12 protein-coding genes, 1 tRNA gene and 3 pseudogenes are annotated in these 16,410 nt (G+C 61.4%); 4 read left to right on the forward strand and 12 right to left on the reverse strand.

Features of this window, described 5'->3' with window-relative positions; translation table 11 throughout:
• The first annotated feature begins 38 nt into the window (after positions 1 to 38).
• Complete coding sequence (locus D3Y57_RS13900) at positions 39 to 743, forward strand: phosphorylase family protein (protein WP_121155952.1); 705 nt, start codon at positions 39 to 41, stop codon at positions 741 to 743.
• Here D3Y57_RS13900 and hpnH read toward each other — a convergent pair.
• Entirely contained in the window at positions 666 to 1,811 is a 1,146-nt protein-coding gene (hpnH, locus tag D3Y57_RS13905; RefSeq protein ID WP_121153527.1) for an adenosyl-hopene transferase HpnH, read from the reverse strand. The genes D3Y57_RS13900 and hpnH overlap by 78 nt on opposite strands.
• Positions 1,812 to 1,821: 10 nt before the next feature.
• Positions 1,822 to 2,810: pseudogene (gene ispH, locus D3Y57_RS13910) on the reverse strand (4-hydroxy-3-methylbut-2-enyl diphosphate reductase).
• A gap of 200 nt (positions 2,811 to 3,010) precedes the next feature.
• On the opposite strand from ispH, the gene D3Y57_RS13915 reads away from it, so the two are divergent.
• Positions 3,011 to 3,643: an ABC transporter substrate-binding protein gene (locus D3Y57_RS13915; RefSeq protein ID WP_121153529.1), complete on the forward strand. Its 633-nt coding sequence runs from the start codon at positions 3,011 to 3,013 to the stop codon at positions 3,641 to 3,643.
• A gap of 11 nt (positions 3,644 to 3,654) precedes the next feature.
• On the forward strand, positions 3,655 to 4,563 hold the full coding sequence (locus tag D3Y57_RS13920; RefSeq protein WP_239025843.1) for an MlaA family lipoprotein: 909 nt from the start codon (positions 3,655 to 3,657) through the stop codon (positions 4,561 to 4,563).
• Here D3Y57_RS13920 and hpnN read toward each other — a convergent pair.
• From hpnN to infA, 10 genes and pseudogenes are all read right to left on the reverse strand, one after another.
• A pseudogene (gene hpnN / locus D3Y57_RS13925) lies at positions 4,553 to 7,155 on the reverse strand (hopanoid transporter HpnN). The gene D3Y57_RS13920 and the pseudogene hpnN overlap by 11 nt on opposite strands.
• A complete protein-coding gene (locus D3Y57_RS13930; RefSeq protein ID WP_121153533.1) occupies positions 7,152 to 7,613 on the reverse strand; it encodes a DUF2141 domain-containing protein in 462 nt (153 codons plus the stop codon). The pseudogene hpnN and the gene D3Y57_RS13930 overlap by 4 nt, the downstream one beginning before the upstream one ends.
• A gap of 14 nt (positions 7,614 to 7,627) precedes the next feature.
• Positions 7,628 to 9,022, reverse strand: a complete 1,395-nt coding sequence (locus D3Y57_RS13935) for an efflux transporter outer membrane subunit (protein ID WP_121153535.1) — start codon at positions 9,020 to 9,022, stop codon at positions 7,628 to 7,630.
• Positions 9,019 to 10,197: an HlyD family secretion protein gene (locus D3Y57_RS13940; protein WP_121153537.1), complete on the reverse strand. Its 1,179-nt coding sequence runs from the start codon at positions 10,195 to 10,197 to the stop codon at positions 9,019 to 9,021. Before D3Y57_RS13940 ends, D3Y57_RS13935 begins: the two co-directional genes overlap by 4 nt.
• A complete protein-coding gene (locus D3Y57_RS13945; RefSeq protein ID WP_239025844.1) occupies positions 10,194 to 11,897 on the reverse strand; it encodes an MFS transporter in 1,704 nt (567 codons plus the stop codon). The genes D3Y57_RS13940 and D3Y57_RS13945 overlap by 4 nt, the downstream gene beginning before the upstream one ends.
• A gap of 280 nt (positions 11,898 to 12,177) precedes the next feature.
• Positions 12,178 to 12,253, reverse strand: a tRNA-Phe gene (locus tag D3Y57_RS13950).
• 26 nt (positions 12,254 to 12,279) lie between these two features.
• Positions 12,280 to 12,470 (reverse strand): annotated as a pseudogene (locus D3Y57_RS13955) (DNA gyrase inhibitor YacG).
• Positions 12,451 to 13,473, reverse strand: coding sequence for a ribonuclease (locus D3Y57_RS13960; protein ID WP_121153542.1), 1,023 nt, complete (start codon positions 13,471 to 13,473; stop codon positions 12,451 to 12,453). Before D3Y57_RS13960 ends, D3Y57_RS13955 begins: the two are co-directional and overlap by 20 nt.
• Positions 13,466 to 14,053: a Maf family protein gene (locus D3Y57_RS13965; protein WP_121153544.1), complete on the reverse strand. Its 588-nt coding sequence runs from the start codon at positions 14,051 to 14,053 to the stop codon at positions 13,466 to 13,468. Before D3Y57_RS13965 ends, D3Y57_RS13960 begins: the two co-directional genes overlap by 8 nt.
• A 19-nt stretch (positions 14,054 to 14,072) precedes the next feature.
• Positions 14,073 to 14,291, reverse strand: a complete 219-nt coding sequence (gene infA / locus D3Y57_RS13970) for a translation initiation factor IF-1 (RefSeq protein WP_121153546.1) — start codon at positions 14,289 to 14,291, stop codon at positions 14,073 to 14,075.
• A gap of 149 nt (positions 14,292 to 14,440) precedes the next feature.
• On the opposite strand from infA, the gene D3Y57_RS13975 reads away from it, so the two are divergent.
• Positions 14,441 to 16,378: an AsmA family protein gene (locus D3Y57_RS13975; RefSeq protein ID WP_239025845.1), complete on the forward strand. Its 1,938-nt coding sequence runs from the start codon at positions 14,441 to 14,443 to the stop codon at positions 16,376 to 16,378.
• The last annotated feature ends 32 nt before the right edge of the window (positions 16,379 to 16,410 follow it).

Consider the following 16,410-nt stretch of genomic DNA (forward strand, 5'->3'; position numbering starts at 1 on the left):
TCCTGATCGCGTGCGGATTGCAACGAGAGGCGCGGGTCATGGCGCGCAACGGGACCGTTGTTATTGGCGGCGGAGATGCGGCGCGGTTGGAGGCAGAGCTTGAGGCCTTGATAGCTTCGGGTAAAGAACTTCGTTTCCCGCCCTTTGGGCAGAGGAGCGAGCAGAGCAGCCCTTCGACAAGCTCAGGGAAGCGGGTTCATATGCAGGCCATGGGAATCCACGGTGTGCAGGCAATCCTGTCGAGCGGAATTGCAGGAGCGGTCGATCACACGCTGAAGGCGGGCGACGTGGTGATCGACGGTGATCTCGTCGAAGTTCTGCGGAAAATATTGCCGGGTGCGCGGGTCGGCAGGGTGATCGGCAGCGATGCGATTGTGGCGACAGTTGCGGCGAAGCAGGCGCTTTTTCAGAAAACCGGTGCGCTGGCGGTGGATATGGAATCGCATATTGCCGCGCGCGTGGCTGCGCGTCACGGCCTGCCTTTTGCGGCGTTACGGGTGATTTCGGATACTGCGACTGAGGCGTTGCCTCCCGCCGCGCTGATCGGGATGCAGCCCGATGGCGAAATGGCGCTGGGGGCGGTGCTGGCCTCGCTCGTGCGCAATCCCGCCCAGCTTCCCGCGCTCATCCGAACCGGAGTGAGCGCGGGGCGGGCGTTTCGGAGTTTAGAGCGCTGCCACGACGTGCTTGGACGCGGTGGGATTGGCGAGCTTGATTTTGGCGAGTTCGCGCTCGACGTGTGAGGAATGCACGTCCTCGGTCGGGCGCTGGTGACTCAGGTCGATATCGGGTGCCATCGGGCCATCGGTGCGAATACCCTTGCGACCGACGCTCAGGATTTTCAGCGGGTGGCGCAGAGCATCGGTGGCGGCGGTCCCTTCGAACCCGCAATGGACCATGCAGTCGGCGCATTTTTCATATTTGCCGACACCATATTTGTCCCACTCGGTGCCTTCCATCAGCTCCTTGAAAGACGAAACATAGCCTTCGCCGATCAGGTAGCACGGCTTTTGCCAGCCAAAAACGGTGCGCAGCGGCATCGACCAGGGCGTGCATTCATAGGTCTGGTTGCCTGCGAGGAAATCGAGGAACAATGGCGAGTTGGTGAACGTCCACGCCTTGCCACCATCGCCGCGCTTGAACACGTCGCGAAAGAACTGGCGAGTTTTCTGGCGGTTCAGGAAATGGTCCTGATCGGCGGCGCGCTCATAGGCGTAACCCGGCGAAATCGTGATCTCGACGCCCATTTCCTGCATCGTGTCGAAGAACCCGGCGAGCCGTTCGGACGAGGCACCTTCGAACACCGTGCAATTGACCTGAACGCGAAAGCCCTTGGCCTTGGCAAGTTCGATCGCTTCATAGGCGACGTCGTAAACGCCGTCCTGACAAACGGCATGGTCGTGCATCCCCTTGTCGCCATCGAGGTGGATCGACCATGTAAAACCCGGATCCGGCTTATAGTCGTCGATCTTTTTCTTCATCAGCAGCGCGTTGGTGCACAGGATGACGAACTTCTTTTTCTTCAGGAAACCTTCGACGATGCGCGGCATATCCTTGTGCAGCAGCGGTTCGCCGCCCGCGATCGAGACGGCGGGCGCGCCACATTCGTCAATCGCTTCCATGCACTGATCATAGCTCAGGCGCTGATTCAGGATCGGATCGGGATAGTCGATCTTGCCACAACCCGCGCAGGCGAGATTGCAGCGGAACAGCGGCTCCAGCATCAGGACAAGCGGGTATTTGCCGCCCTTGAAGTGCTGTTTAACTGCGTAACTGCCCAGCCGAAAAAGCTGCGAAAGGGGAAGGCTCATCGATGAAGTCCTATTCTGCGATTTCTTGCACGGGCACCGGGCTTGGCGTCGACCGCATTGAAACGTCCCTTAGCTCACGTGGGAGACCGAATTCCAGATTTTCCTCAACCCCGTCGAGTTGCGAGACCGTTACCGGGCCCATCCGGCGCAATGCCGCGATCACGCTTTCGACCAGTTCGTCGGGTGCCGACGCTCCAGCCGTCAGGCCGATCGCTTCGATACCGTCGAACCATGCGGGGTCCAGCGCGTCACCATCCGCAACGAGATAGCTCGGAAGTCCTTCGGCGACACCAATCTCTCTCAACCGGCTGGAATTGGAGCTGTTTGGCGATCCGACCACCAGCAGCACCTGAGCAACCCGGCACAGATCGCGCACGGCGGTCTGACGGTTTTGTGTGGCGTAGCAAATTTCAGAGATGTTCGGTCCCAGCACATCGTCGAAACGCGTGTTCAGAGCGGTGATAACGTCCCGCGTGTCATCCACGCTGAGCGTCGTCTGGGTGATATAGGCGATCGGCGAATCGGTAGGGATAGCGAGGGCCGCAACATCCTCCACCGATTCTACCAGGTGAACGGGAACGCCGACCTGACCGACGGTTCCTTCGACCTCTGCATGACCATGATGCCCGATCATCACGAGCGTGCGACCGGTGTTACCGTATCGACGACCCTGCAAATGCACCTTTGTCACGAGTGGGCAGGTGGCATCGAGGACGGGGAGGCCGCGCGCTTTTGCTTCCTCTTCCACGCTCCGGGGAACGCCATGCGCGCTGAACACCGTCATCGTGCCGGGGGGACTTCGGAAAGATGATCGACAAACACCGCGCCCTTGCGACGGAGCGTGTTTACGACGTGTTGATTATGCACGATTTCGTGACGGACATAGACGGGCGCGCCATATTTTTCGATCGCGCGTTCGACGATTTCGATCGCGCGGACAACGCCGGCACAAAAGCCGCGGGGCTTGGCGAGGATGACTTGCAAATACTGTCCTTTCATCCCCGTGGCCGGAAAGATGGAAACCCGATATATGGCCCCAGATAAGACGTTCAACCTCTATTAGCCGCACTGCACCATAAGAAAAAGCGGCAAATAGGCCGGGTTGCGCGTTGTGATGGTGTTTTCTGATGTGTGTAGCGGGCTGGAACGAAACGCTGGTGCCCGATATACGCCAAACCCCTGCAATTCGGAGCTGATCGATGTCTGTTTCCTTTCGAGCCGTTGGCTTGGTTCTCACCCTGCCTATCCTGACGCTGGCGATTTCACCTGCTGTGACGCACGCAGTTCTGCCGGTCAGCGAAGATCCCGCCAGTGCGTCGATCCGGTCGCTCGATAACGGGCTGACCGCGATTATGAAGGGCGGCAAGGCAATGGGCTTTGCCGGTCGCGCCGCGCAGATCGGGCCGGTTGTTGATCAGGTGTTTGATATTCCAGCGATGACGCGGCTGTCGGTCGGCCCGGCCTGGACGAGCATGACCGAAGGCGACAAGACCGCGCTGATCATGGCGTTTCGCCGATCGACGATCGCGCAATATGCCGGTAATTTCGATGGCTGGTCGGGCGAAGTTTTCACCATCGATCCAAAGGTTGAAACGCGGGGCAGCGACCGGTTGGTCAAGACAGTGCTAAAAGCGCCGAAGGGCAATCCGACCCAACTCGCCTATCGGTTGCGGCAGAGCGGTGGAAGCTGGCGCGTCATCGATATCTTTTACCAGAACTCGATCAGCCAGTTGGCGACACGGCGTTCGGATTTTGCACGGATCGTATCGATCGGGGGTGCAAAGGCGTTGATCGCGCACCTCGACCAGCTATCGGCAAAGGCAGCGCGCTGATTTATCCCGAAGTGAAGCGCGGCCTGATCGCCGCAGTCTTGCTGGCGACCCCGGCGGGCGTGGGCGCGCAGGTGCTTGCGCGCGCTCCATCGGTTCAAACCCCTCCACTAGCTCAAACATCGCCAGCGGCTATCGCTTCCGATCCTGTAAAAGCGCGTCCCCGTCACAACCATACGCCGGGTGACCCGATCGAGGGCGTTAATCGCGGGTTGTTTTCCGTCCATCAATTTCTCGACCGGATATTCTTTCGGCCGGTCGCGATGGCGTACAAGGCGGTCGTGCCAAAGGTCGTTCGGACCGGGGTCAGGCATGTGATTTCGAACCTGACCGAACCGGTCGTGTTCCTGAACGATGTTCTGCAACTGAAACCGAAGCGCGCGGTGCGGACGTTCGGACGGTTCACGATCAATACAGTGCTGGGTGTGGGCGGTGTTATCGATGTCGCGAAGGGTGAGAAACTGCCGCACCGCGACAATGGCTTTGGCAATACGCTGGGCCGCTATGGGGTCGGGCCGGGACCGTATTTGTTTATCCCACTGATCGGGCCGACCGATTTTCGCGATCTGATCGGGGGACAGGCCGATGGCGGTATTCTGCCCCTTGCGGTCGGCGATCCGTTCAACAGGACCGCGTTCGTGCTGCCCTATATCGCGCTGGACGGACTGGATCAGCGCGTCGAATCCGACGGCGATTTGAAGGCTCTGCTGAGCGGGGCGGCGGACCCCTATGCGACATTGCGGTCGGTATATCTGCAAAGCCGCGCCGCCGAAGTGGCGGAGGTTCGTCATGGCAAAACCGGTGGAGCGCTGGACGATCCGCTGGTCGATCCGGAAGCACCGACCGATGAGGCGGTGTCGTCCGCACAGCCTGATGTTTTCGACACAACCCCGACTGACCCGGAGCCCAATCCTAAGCCTTGACGGGTTCGGACTTTCCGCGCGGCGGGCCGAGCAGGGCGGGTTCGAAGATCAATGCGCAGACGAGTGTCCACGCGAGCGAGATCATCAGGATTTTGCCCATGCTGGCGGTGCCGGGATGATGCGATAGCCACAGGCTGCCGAAGGCGCTGCCCGTGGCTATCGCGCTGAACAGGACGGCGCGGGCAAGGCTCGATTGCAGGAGGTCGGTCGCCCCCCCCGCCATGCCATCACGAAATAGATATGGAACGCCACCCCGACGCCGAACAACAACGGGAAGGCGATGATGTTGGCGAAGTTGATGGGCTGTCCGATCAACACGCAGGTGCCGAGCGTGAGGAAGCCCGACAAGACCACTGGCGCGAGCGTAAAGGCGACCTCGCGGACGTTGCGCAGCACGACGAACAGTAACAAGCTGACGAGGAGCAGGGCGATTATGCCTGCTTGAATGAAGGCAAAGGCGACAGTTTTCGCTGCCTCCTGCGTGGCAACGGGCAACCCGGTTGCGTTGGGCGCGATGGCGCGGACGCTTTGAGTGAAGCGGGCGAGGACGCGGTTGTCGTTGCTGTCGCCCCGCGGGAACACCTGGATGAGCGCGCGGCCATCCTTTGCCTCCCAGTCTCCGGCGATTTCGGGCGGGAGAGAGGCACGCGTGACAGGTTCGGCGGTCAGCGAGGCGCGAACCTGATCGAGCATGGTTGTCAGCGGCGCGACGAGGAGATTGCTGGCCCGGCTGCGAGCTGCGGGGGAGGATTTGGCGAGGCGGTCGAAAGTTTGAGCCAAAGCCCGCGCGTCGTTGGCTGGCTGCCCGGTTTGCGTTGCGGCCACGCGATGAAGCTGAATTGCAGCGGAAGCGAGGGCGGCGGCGCTTTCGGTGTCGGTCGGGGGCGGGGTCAGATCGAATGGGTTGATCGTCGCATCCAGTAACAGCGACGCGTCCTCGATTAGCGCAAGCTTTGCGGGCTGATCGGTCGGAACGAAGCTGTCCACGGTGATGGCCTCCGCAACCTCCGGTAGCGCAGACAGACGTTTGACAAGCGCCGCTGCCTGTTCGGGACTGGCGGCGAGTATGTTGACCGTGTTCGGTGTGCGCAGCGGATCGCGCATCAGGTCGGCGAGCGCGCGCATTGCGGGGCCATCGGGATTGCGCAGATGCAGCGGATTGAAGTCGAAACGTACGAACGGCAGCGCGGCGATGCTCGCCAGCATCGACAGCGCGAACGCCCAAAGGACGGCGCGACGATGTCTGACGAGCCAGCGATCGACGGGGGCCGCCGCGCTGAAGCCGACTTCGCGTGTCGGTGCGCCGGGTTTGAACAATACCAGCAATGCCGGGAGCATGGTGAGGCTGAGGATCAGCGCAATTACCATGCCCAGCCCCGCGATAATCCCCAATTCCGAAATGCCGATATAATCGGTCGGCAGGAACGCGCCGAAGCCGAGGAACACCGCACCCGCCGCAAGTGTCAACGGTGCGGCCAGCGCGACGGTGGCGCGTTTCAGGGCCTCGTCGCCCGTTGCGCCATCCAGCCGTTCGGCGTTGAAACGCACGCTGATCTGGATGCCGAAATCGACACCGAGGCCAACGAACAGGGGGATGAACGCGACCGAGATGAGGTTGAGCGTGCCGACGGCGAGCAACCCGACGGCAGTCGTCACGATCAGTCCGGCAACAATGGTCACGACGATCGCGGCGACAATTTTCAGTGACCGCGTTGCCAGCCAGAGCGTGACCAGCATTGCTGCGGCCATGATGAAACCGACGAAGCCGATATTCTCCTCAAGGCTGGCGAACTCTTCGTCGGCGAGCGGGACTTCGCCCGTCGCGCGTACCGACACGCCATGTGCCGGATCGAGACCGAGTGCGGCGGCATGGGCAGCGATTGCGGCGACCGCGACATTGCCGGGTTCAAGCGAGCCATAGTCGAGTTTGGGCTGGACAAGGATCAGTCGACGAAGCGGGGCAGCGGGGGAGCCGCCCTTCGCAAACAACTGCTGCCACGAAAACGTCGCGGGTTTACCCTGCATCGACTGGTCGAGACTGACCTGCATCGCACGCACCGGCTCTGCGATCTGGCTGAGCGAGGCCGAGCCGTTCTCAACCCCTGTCAGCATCGTGGATACCGCGTTCGCCACACCCCGCAACGACGGGTCGCCCGCCAGCGGTCCGAGCAGCGGTTGTGCCTCGATCAGCGACGCGGTGGCGGCTTTTACCTCTGCGGTCGATCCGTACAATAAGCCTTCGCGATCGAAGAACATGCCGCCGTCGGGCCTGCGCACCAGCCGGAAATGCGCGGTGTCGGTGGTCAGCCGATCGGTAAGCTTGATCGTGGCGGCTTCGGCCAGTTCGGGTGTCTTGCCATCCACGATCACCAGCATCGCATCGGTCAGGTGCGGGAACGCCGTTTCCACCGCTTTCTCGTTTTTGCGCCAGTCGACGTTGGGCGAAATCAGCGCGCCGGTATCGGTCGTCATCGCAAAGCCGCCGATGGCATAGGTCAGCCCGCCCGCAACGAACGCGAGGCAGAGCAGCAATACGACGAATGGACGCCGCACGCTGATCCCGACCAGTCTTAGAATCTGAACCGAAATCATTTGGCTGGATTTGGTCCGTCGGGACCGCTGAAATAACGCAGCTTCAGCCGGATCGTGCGTGAATGCCCGTCATAGTCGAACGCCGCCTCTTCCCATTTTGGCGGCGCAAAGCGGATCTTGGCATCGTTCGAGAAACCGACGCCTTCTTTCGGTACGCCGAACAGCGCGCGATCGACCTTATGATTGCCGTTCTGGTCGTAATAAACTTGAACGGCATAGCGGCCGGGTCGCAGGCCGGTCAGAGTCAGCGTGGTTGTGCCATATTTTGCTGGCGCATCGGCCGATCGCGAGCAATCTTTCAGAAACTGCGCTTCGGTGCAGATGTCGGCATGAACGGAGCCGGTCTGTGCACGCACATTGCCGACCTCTATCTGCAATACTCCCGGCGCGGGCGCAGCGCCGATGGTCGCTGTGGCCGCGAACGCGAGCAAAATTCCAGTGTAGATTTTCAGGTTCATTTCAGCAATTTCCCTTAACGACTGGTCGCCCGCACGTCATCCGACGACCAGCCGCCGCCGAATGCCTGATATAAAGTTACATAGGCATTCAGCCGGTCGGCTCGTGCCTGTACAAGTGCAAGTTCGGCGGTCAGCAAGCCGCGCTGCGTATCCAATTGATCGAGGTAGGACGAATATCCGGCACGATAACGGTTCGACGCATTACGCAGCGCCGCCGCGAGCGCATCGCGTTGCCCGGCCAGTGCTACCGCCTGCTGACCCGAACGAAGTACGCCCGTCAGGCTGTCATCGACTTCACGAAACGCGTTGAGTGCAGCGCGGCGATAGGCGAACGCCGCCTGATCGCGCCGCGAGGCGGCAATGCCTTGTTGCGCGCGCAGGCGTCCGCCGTCGAAGATTGGTTGCAGGATGCTGCCCCCGATAGAGAACACCCCGACCGAATCTGAACCCGGCAACAGGGTGGAAATTACAAGGCCGACCGATCCGGTGAGGCTGATGTTCGGCAGGAAAGCGCGCCGTGCACTATCCAGAGATCGGTCAGCCGCTACCAAATTTTGTTCCGCCTGATACAGGTCGGGGCGGCGACGTAACAGGTCGGCAGGCAAGCCATCGGGAATAGCGGGCGTCGCGAAGTTTTCGAGCGCAACGCCGCGCATCACTGTCGCCGGAACGTCGCCCAGCAAGACCCGCAGCGCATTTTCCTGCCGCTCGATGCTCAGCTCTGCTTGCGGAATCAATTGCTCGGTCGCGTGATATTCGCCCTCGGCCTGATGCAGTTCGAGCCGCGAGGTGTAGCCGGTCTCTGCCCGTCGCCGCGCAATGCGGAGTGCTTCGCCCCGTGCCGCCAATGTGTCGCGTGCGACGAGCAGCCGTGAATCGAGCGCGCGCAGCGTTATATATCCCGTGGCGACGCTGCTTACGATTCCCAGCCGCACCGTATCGCGCGCGCCCTCGCTCGCCAGCAACTGCGCGCGGGTCGCGGCGTTGGCAGCGCGTAAACGTCCGAACAGGTCGATGTCATAGCTTGCCTCAATCGTCGGCTGTGCGCCCGGACTGGTTTCCGCATTGCCGAATGGGTCCAGCGCACGCGCCTCCGATGCTCCGGCACCGGCGCTGATATTGGGCAGCAATTGAGCGCGCGACAGGCGTTCTTGTGCGCGCGCCTCCTCGACCCGAGCGGCGGCGGCGCTCAGGTCGGGATTATTTGTCAGCGCGCGTTCTACAAGTTCCGTCAGAACGGGATCGCCGAACGCCACCCACCAGTCTGCGCGTATTGGTTGCCCGTTTCCAAGAGCCGTTCGCCATGCCGGAGGTGGCGCAACGGCTGCGGCGACCGGAGTCTGCGAGCGCGGTCCCGCGCAGCCGGCAATCGCCAGCCCCACGATCAGCGTTCCCGCCAGTGCCTTCATCTGATGCGCGGTCCACCGGCAGTATCGACGCGCGCCTGTACCGACATGCCGGGACGCAGGCGCTGATACAGCGACTGATCGGGGTCCACCCGGATGCGGACGGCGATGCGCTGCGGCACCTTGGTAAAATTGCCGGTCGCATTGTCTGATTTCAATACGGAGAATTCAGAACCGGCGGCCGGTGAAATCTTTTCGACCTTGCCGGTCAGCCGTGCATTGCCAAGCCCATCGACGGTAAAGCTGGCGGGCTGACCGACAACGATGCGCGCAGTCTGCGATTCCTTGAAATTCGCGATCACCCAGGTCTCGGGTGGCACCAGAAACATCAGTTGCGACCCGGCGGTGACATATTGACCGAGCCGCACCCCGACCTCGCTCAGCCGCCCGCTCTCGGGTGCGCGAATGACGGTGTTTTCCAGATCGATCTGGGTAAGCCGCTGCGCTGCCTGAGCGCCCGTGACGCCAGCCTGCTGACCACCACGTCCGACTTTTACCGTGCGGATATCCTGAGTGGCGATGTCGCGCGCCGCCTTTGCCTGAAGCACGCCTGCCTGTGCCTGACGGAGTGCGGCGAGCGTCTGGTCGCGTTCACGCAGGCTGACCGAACCGTCGGTCACAAGGTCGTTGACGCGGTTCATATCGGCCTGCGCACGCTGCAATTGTGCATTGGCGTTGGCAACCGAAGCCTCTTGTGCCTCAAGACTGGCGGCCCTCGACCGGGCGGCTTGATCGGCATTGGCCAGCGTGGCTTCCTGATTGGCGACCTGCGCGCCTGCTTGTTCGAAACGCTGGCGATAGATGCGGTCGTCGATTTGTACGAGCGGCTGGCCCGCTTTTACATCATCGAAATCGCGGACGAGGACTGCGGTGACATAACCGCTGACCTGTGGGCTGATTACGGTCGTTCTGCCCCGGACATAGGCATTGTCCGTGGACTGGATGTCATTGGCAAACGGCGGCAGGCGCCAAGCTGCAAGCACCACCGCCATGCCCGCGATTGCGAAGAAGACGGTGACAATAATGGTGTTCCGCGATGCGCGCGGCGGTCGCCATCCCGATCCCACCGGCGCGTTCGCATCGGCGAGGCGCTCTTCAGTCGCCGGTGTTGGCGAGACTGGAACGACGACAGGCGCGGCTGGCGGCGCGCCTGTCGCCGGGGTGGACGAATCGTTCATCTAACTGTCTCTAGCCTCGCCGCGCGCCGTTCGCGATAGCTTCGGCGCATCAGCAACAGTGCAAGGTAAACGGTGGTCAGCGCGGCGAGCACCGCAACGAGCCTGAACGTGTCGTTGTACGCCAGCACATTGGCCTCACGCGTGGCAGTCTGAGATAGTAATGCCGCCCCCTGTGCGTTGCGAAGCGCGCTGTCACCCAAGACACGCCCGACAGCAGAGCCGCCTGCCGTGATGCGCGCCATGACCATTGGGTCGGTTGGGCTGATCGACTGCACGATGGCGGCACTGTGCGCTTTTTCGGCAATTGTTTGATAAGTGCCGAGCAGTGCCGAGCCACCCAGCCCGCCGATCGAATTGACGATACCGAACAGTGCGATGAAACTGATGACGTGGCCCGCGCCCTGTTGCAATGCGCGGCTCATGCCGAACAACAGCGCTGGCCCGAGGAAGAAGGTCGCCGAAAATGCGATCACGGCTTGCGTCAGATAAAGTTCGGGCGCGCGCGTCAGATTGGTCGAATAGGAATCGGCATAAGCGGCGATGGCAACCAGCCCGATCGAAAGCATGATCGGATGCGTCAGTTTTTCGACGTTCAGCGTGATGGCACTCGCCGCGACCCCGGCCACCGACGCGATCAGGATAATCGCGAATAAGGTCTGCATCTGGTCGTTGTTCTGACCCAGCACCGTCAACAACCCAACTGCGCCATAGGTTTGTTCGGACAGCACGATCCGCGCCATGATCGTGACGATGGCAAAGCGCACGATGTCGGCGCTTCCCAGCCAGCGTGTATTGAGCAGCGGATTGGCGCGATTATGCTCGATTGCGAGGGCTGCGGCGAACATCGGGATTGCCGCGACTAGCGCCCAGCCGATCCACGGGGTCGATGTCCACCACACAATGCGCCCCTCTCCCAGCACGGCCGCAAACAGTGCGACGCTGCCCCCCCACAGGGCGAACGTCACGAAATCCATCGGCTCGAAGGCGGGCTTACGTTCGGTGGGGGGCAGCCGCAGCAGGCTCACTGCGGCAAGTGACAGCATCGCCAGCCCCAGTTCGAATAGATAGAGCGCCCGCCATTGCGACATGGCCAGCAGGTCGGGTGAAAACAGGCGTGCCAGCGGGATTGCGCATTGCGGAATGCCGATGCCGAGGACCAGCCCCTTTAGCCGCCATTTCGCGGGAAGCGCCTGCATCATGTAATAGAGACATAGCGAAGAGAGCGCTGCTCCCGCCATGCCCGAAGCCGCGCGAACCGCGATCGCAGAGGCAAAGTCGCGGACGAATAGATGAGCGAAGGTCAGCAGCGCATAAAGCGTCAGGAATATGATCGTAAACGGGCGCAACCCATATTGCTGACGAAATTTTATCATCAGCAGGTTGATCGACACGTTCGTCATCACATAGGCGGTCGGTAACCAGGCAATTTCGCCAGGGTCCAGCCCAAGCGATCCCTGAAGCGTCGTCAGGTTGACGGAGATCAGCGCATTGCCGAGACCACCGGTGATGCCGACCAGAACGCCAATCCCGGCATAGGCAAGCTGTCGCCCCAGTGGGTGCGACGGCGACGCGGGTGAACCCGGCATGGCCGCCCGCTCATGCGGCGCGAACGTCCATTCCTCTTCGGCCAGATAGTTTCGGACACGGGCAAAAAGCATCGGGAAGATATACGCACGGCAAAGGTGAAAGGTCACGGCCATTGAACCAGACCAGCGGCTTGGCAGAATAGCTTGCCAGCCGCGTATATTGCAGATAGCCACCGTCGGACAAAAAAAGGGCCGCCCGAGGGCGACCCATAAAAGTTTTAGGAGAGGATGCCTGAAAGGCTCCATCGTTGTGCACTGCAGCATAGTTATGCGCAAGCACTAAATTAAATTATTTTTAATTTTCTGTAGCCGCCGATGGCGGTGCGCCGTCGTGCGACCGCAGTCGTCATGGCAATTACGCGGAAAAACCGACATTCGCACACGCATTGAAAAATGGTGCCCGGGGACGGGGTCGAACCGCCGACACTGCGATTTTCAGTCGCATGCTCTACCAACTGAGCTACCCGGGCACTCGCGATGCAACGCGAAGGCGGGCCTATAGAGGGGACCTGCCGTCGGTGTCTAGCCCATCTTCGGGGTCTTCGATCGGAGCGGGGATTCTATAGCCTTCGCCGAGCCATTGCAGCAGGTCGCGATCACGGCATCCCTGACTGCAAAAGGGGTGTGGACAGGACTGATCGGCTTACCACAAACAGCGCAGGTGGATTTAATTGGCTTTGGTTGCATAGCCTGCGGACATGGCGAGCGCCGCGTCGCCGCGCAAGGTGACGCTGCCACCTATGTGAGCGGACAGGGCGACGATCCAGTCCGGCTGTGCCTCCAGAACGGCAATGATTCTGAAGTGCGCGACGATAGCTGCCGCGCCGATGATCCCCGATCTCTGGGCACGCCGCAGAAGCGCGCGTGCGTGGCTTTCGATGGCATCATATTGGAATTGTTCGCATAACGAAGCGCGAAGACGAGGCCGGATGATTTGCAGAAACCCGAACCCGTTGACGGCAGTGCGTTCGAATGACTGTGGGATATGGCTGTCGATTGCTTCGGCGATGGCAAGGCGTTCGGCCTTTCCGGCGACTGTGGGGAAGTCGATGCCGATGGAGCCCGCGATGCCCAACCTGCGAATCGCGGCTCCGGCGGCATCGGCCCCCGCCAATGCCAGCGCATTAGGGGCCAGTTCTCCGTCTATGTCGATGAGCGTCATGGCAGGTGTCAGGCTGATACGCAGCGCGCCACCGGGAAACCGTATCTCGCCGCGTGCCGCTTCCTCGAGTGTTTCGGTCCATCCTGCTGATTCGAGGAGGTCAGGACCGTGTGGGGCCAGCGTCCGCACCGTGATGCCGGTTGCCTTGATTCGGTCGTAAAGAGTGGGACCGGGTGTTTCCCCGGTGTCGGGTGCGGTGTCGGGCGTTTTGTCAGACGCGAGGCGAACCTTCGCGCGCTTGATTGCACCGGGTTCGGGGATTGCCTCTCGAACGACGGTCACATTGAAGGCGCGACCCATATCGACGGCGGGCAGGCGATCGATCAGGGCCTCGTGACTGCCGATGATCGAGCGGACGATGCCGCGCGTGCCGCCTGCCTGTTTTTCGACAAGGCGCACGTCAATTGTCCGACCGACCCGGAGCGTATCACCGTTGGCTTCGATATGAGCTTCGATAATTACGTCGTCGTCATCGACCAGCGCAGCCCGCGCCTCTCCGATGCCAGCTTCGTAAAGCCACTCAGCCAAGCGGGATGCCTGCGGTCAGGAGCAAGGCACGGGTTTCGAACAGGGGAAGGCCGATGACGCCGGAATGGCTGCCCGACAGGAAACGGACGAATGCTTCAGCGCGGCCTTGTATGGCATAGCCGCCCGCCTTGCCCTGCCATTCGTTGGTGCGGAGATAGGCAGCGATTTCTGCGGCGGTCAGCGGTTTAAAGGCGACTATAGTGTCCGACAGCCGGTGCCGCGCGGTTCCGGCGGCGTCGATGACCGTAACGGCGGTCAGGACGCGGTGACGGCGCCCGGAGAGCAAAGTAAGGCACTTGTGTGCGGTGCCCTCGTCATCTGCCTTGGGCAGGATGCGACGACCAGCTGCAACAACAGTGTCGGCGGCGAGAATTATTTCCCCCGGATGGCGCGCGGCAACTGCGGCTGCCTTCGCAGCGGCAAGGCGCTGAACGTGAAGGCGCGGAATTTCGGCGGCAAGCGGCGATTCGTTGATGTCAGCCGGGTCGACCGCGTCCGGAACCACGCCAATCCGCGCGAGCAGATCCAGACGGCGCGGCGAAGCGGAAGCGAGAATCAAACGTGATACAGCATCGGGCACTATTTGAAGCTGCCCAGCACTATTTGAACCGATACGTTATCCGGCCCTTGGTCAGGTCGTATGGTGTCATTTCGACGAGCACTTCGTCGCCCACGAGTACGCGGATGCGGTTCTTGCGCATCTTGCCAGCCGTGTGACCGAGCACTTCGTGGTTGTTTTCGAGTTTCACGCGAAACATCGCGTTGGGCAGCAGTTCGACAACGCTGCCGCGCATTTCGAGGAGTTCTTCCTTGGCCATCAAATCTCTTGGTTGGAATGCAGAATCGCCGTCCCCTTAGCTGTACAGGGCGCGAAAGGAAAGGCGGCGAAGATCAATGCACTGATGTAGCTTGCGCAACAAAGCTGCGATCCGCTGGTTGTGACGCGGAAGAACAGGGAAGCCGTGCGATGATGACTAACGAAACGGGCACGGCAGAACGGTCGTCGCGATGGCCCCGCGCACATCGCGTTGGATTGTGGGCTGGCGGTAGCGTTGGAGCAGTTGCTGTCGTTGCTGTTGTTGGGATCGGCGCTTTTCCGGTCGATAGCGCACGCAGCTTTATCGAGGGGCGATTGTCCTCCGCCGTCCACGCACCCGTCCATATCGGATCAATCACCCGTGATAGCTGGTTTTCCTTCACGCCAACGATCGCGTTACGCGACGTTCGGATCGCGCAGCCGGATTGGGTGGGGCCGGGTGACTTTGTCCGCTTGAGCTCGGCGGAGGTGCGCGTGCCGGTCTTTGCCTTGTTGACCGGTGGCTTTCGACCCGAGCGGGTCCACATCGACGGACTGAAGGTGGCGCTCATGCGCAATGCGGTCGGACGCGCCAACTGGGAGCCGGATAAAAAACGCGCACCCGATGCCAGCCGTTCGCAGCCGAAACTATCGGACCTGATTATCACGAACGCAAAATTTTCTTTCCGGGACGACAAGCGCGGACTGACGATAGCAGGACCGTTGCAGGGTGATGCGCGATCGGGCTTGCGGATTTCAGGGGATGGCAGCTTCCTTGGGAAACCCGCGCATTTTGAGGCGCGGGGCGGGGCGATCGCGGACATCGACCCAAAGGCTCCTTATCCATTCGATCTGACGCTGACGTCGCCCGCGCTTCATCTGGCAGCCAAGGGTGCGATGGAGGGCGTGCTCAACACACGGCTGTTCAAGGCTATTATCAACGCTCAGGCGCCAACGCTGAAAAACCTCGACCGGGTGATAGAGGCCGGGCTGTTCGGCAGTCAGCCTATCGACCTGAATGCCACGGTTCGGCACGATGGGCGTGACTGGTATATCGACAGTATTGCCGGATCGATGGGCCGCTCACGTTTCGCTGGACGCGCAACGGTATTGAAACGCGACGGGCGGACGAAAATCGACGCCACGATCCGCGCCAGCCAGTTCGATTTCGACGATCTTGCCGATGCAGAGGGTCTGGGCGATGCTGCTGCACTGAAGGCCCGGCTGGGACCACGGATCGTGCCGACGACGCGGATTAACCTTTCGAAGATTGGCAAGACTGATGGTGTCGTGCGTTTCTCGGCCGACCGGCTGCTGTTCAAGACTCCTTCGGTTTTTCGCTCGCTGTCGGGTGTCTTAACGCTCGATAATCGCCGCGTGACGATCACCGACGTTACAGCGCGACTGCTACAGGGCGCGCTGACCGGAGACGCCCAGATCGACCATCGCAGCGGCGCGCCGAAACTGTCGCTGAACCTGCGCTTTTCGGGAGCAACACTCGAAACAACTGTTGGCAAGCCGAACGATGTTAGCGGATCGGTGCGTGGACGAATCATCGTGTCCGGGTCGGGCGATACAGTGCGTGAGGCGATGAGCCATGCGACTGGCCGGGTCGCAATGGTGGCAACGGCGGGCGCGGTAAAGGCGACGGTTGCGGATGTGCTGGGCCAGGATTTGGGGCGAGCGATCGAACATCAACTGCGTGACAAACAGGCGAAGGTGCCGCTGCGCTGCCTTGTGGCGAACTTTCGGGCAAGCAACGGTATCCTGACGCCGAACCCGCTCGCGATCGATACCGGTGCGTCGGTGGGGCACGGAGGCGGTCAGATTGTGATGAACGGAGAAACGATTGCACTGACCCTGCGCGGGAGTTCGAAGAATCCGAGCGCGTTGAAGATCGTCGAGCCTATTCGCATTGGCGGTACGCTGAGTTCGCCGTCGATCACGGTGGCAGGGATCGGCAATGCCGGAGAATCAAAGGCCAAGGGCGCGTTGCGCGTTCTCGGGCGGTCGCTTAAGTCGGCGCTGGGAATTGGGCCTAGAGAGGCTCCGACCGCGGCTCCCGCAGCGCTGAATTGTGCGGGGTTGGTGGAGGCGGCATTAAAGTAAAAAGCCCTCTCTCACGAAGGAGAGAGGGCTCA

Source organism: Sphingomonas paeninsulae (genome assembly GCF_003660165.1).
Taxonomy (GTDB): Bacteria; Pseudomonadota; Alphaproteobacteria; order Sphingomonadales; family Sphingomonadaceae; genus Sphingomonas_O; species Sphingomonas_O paeninsulae.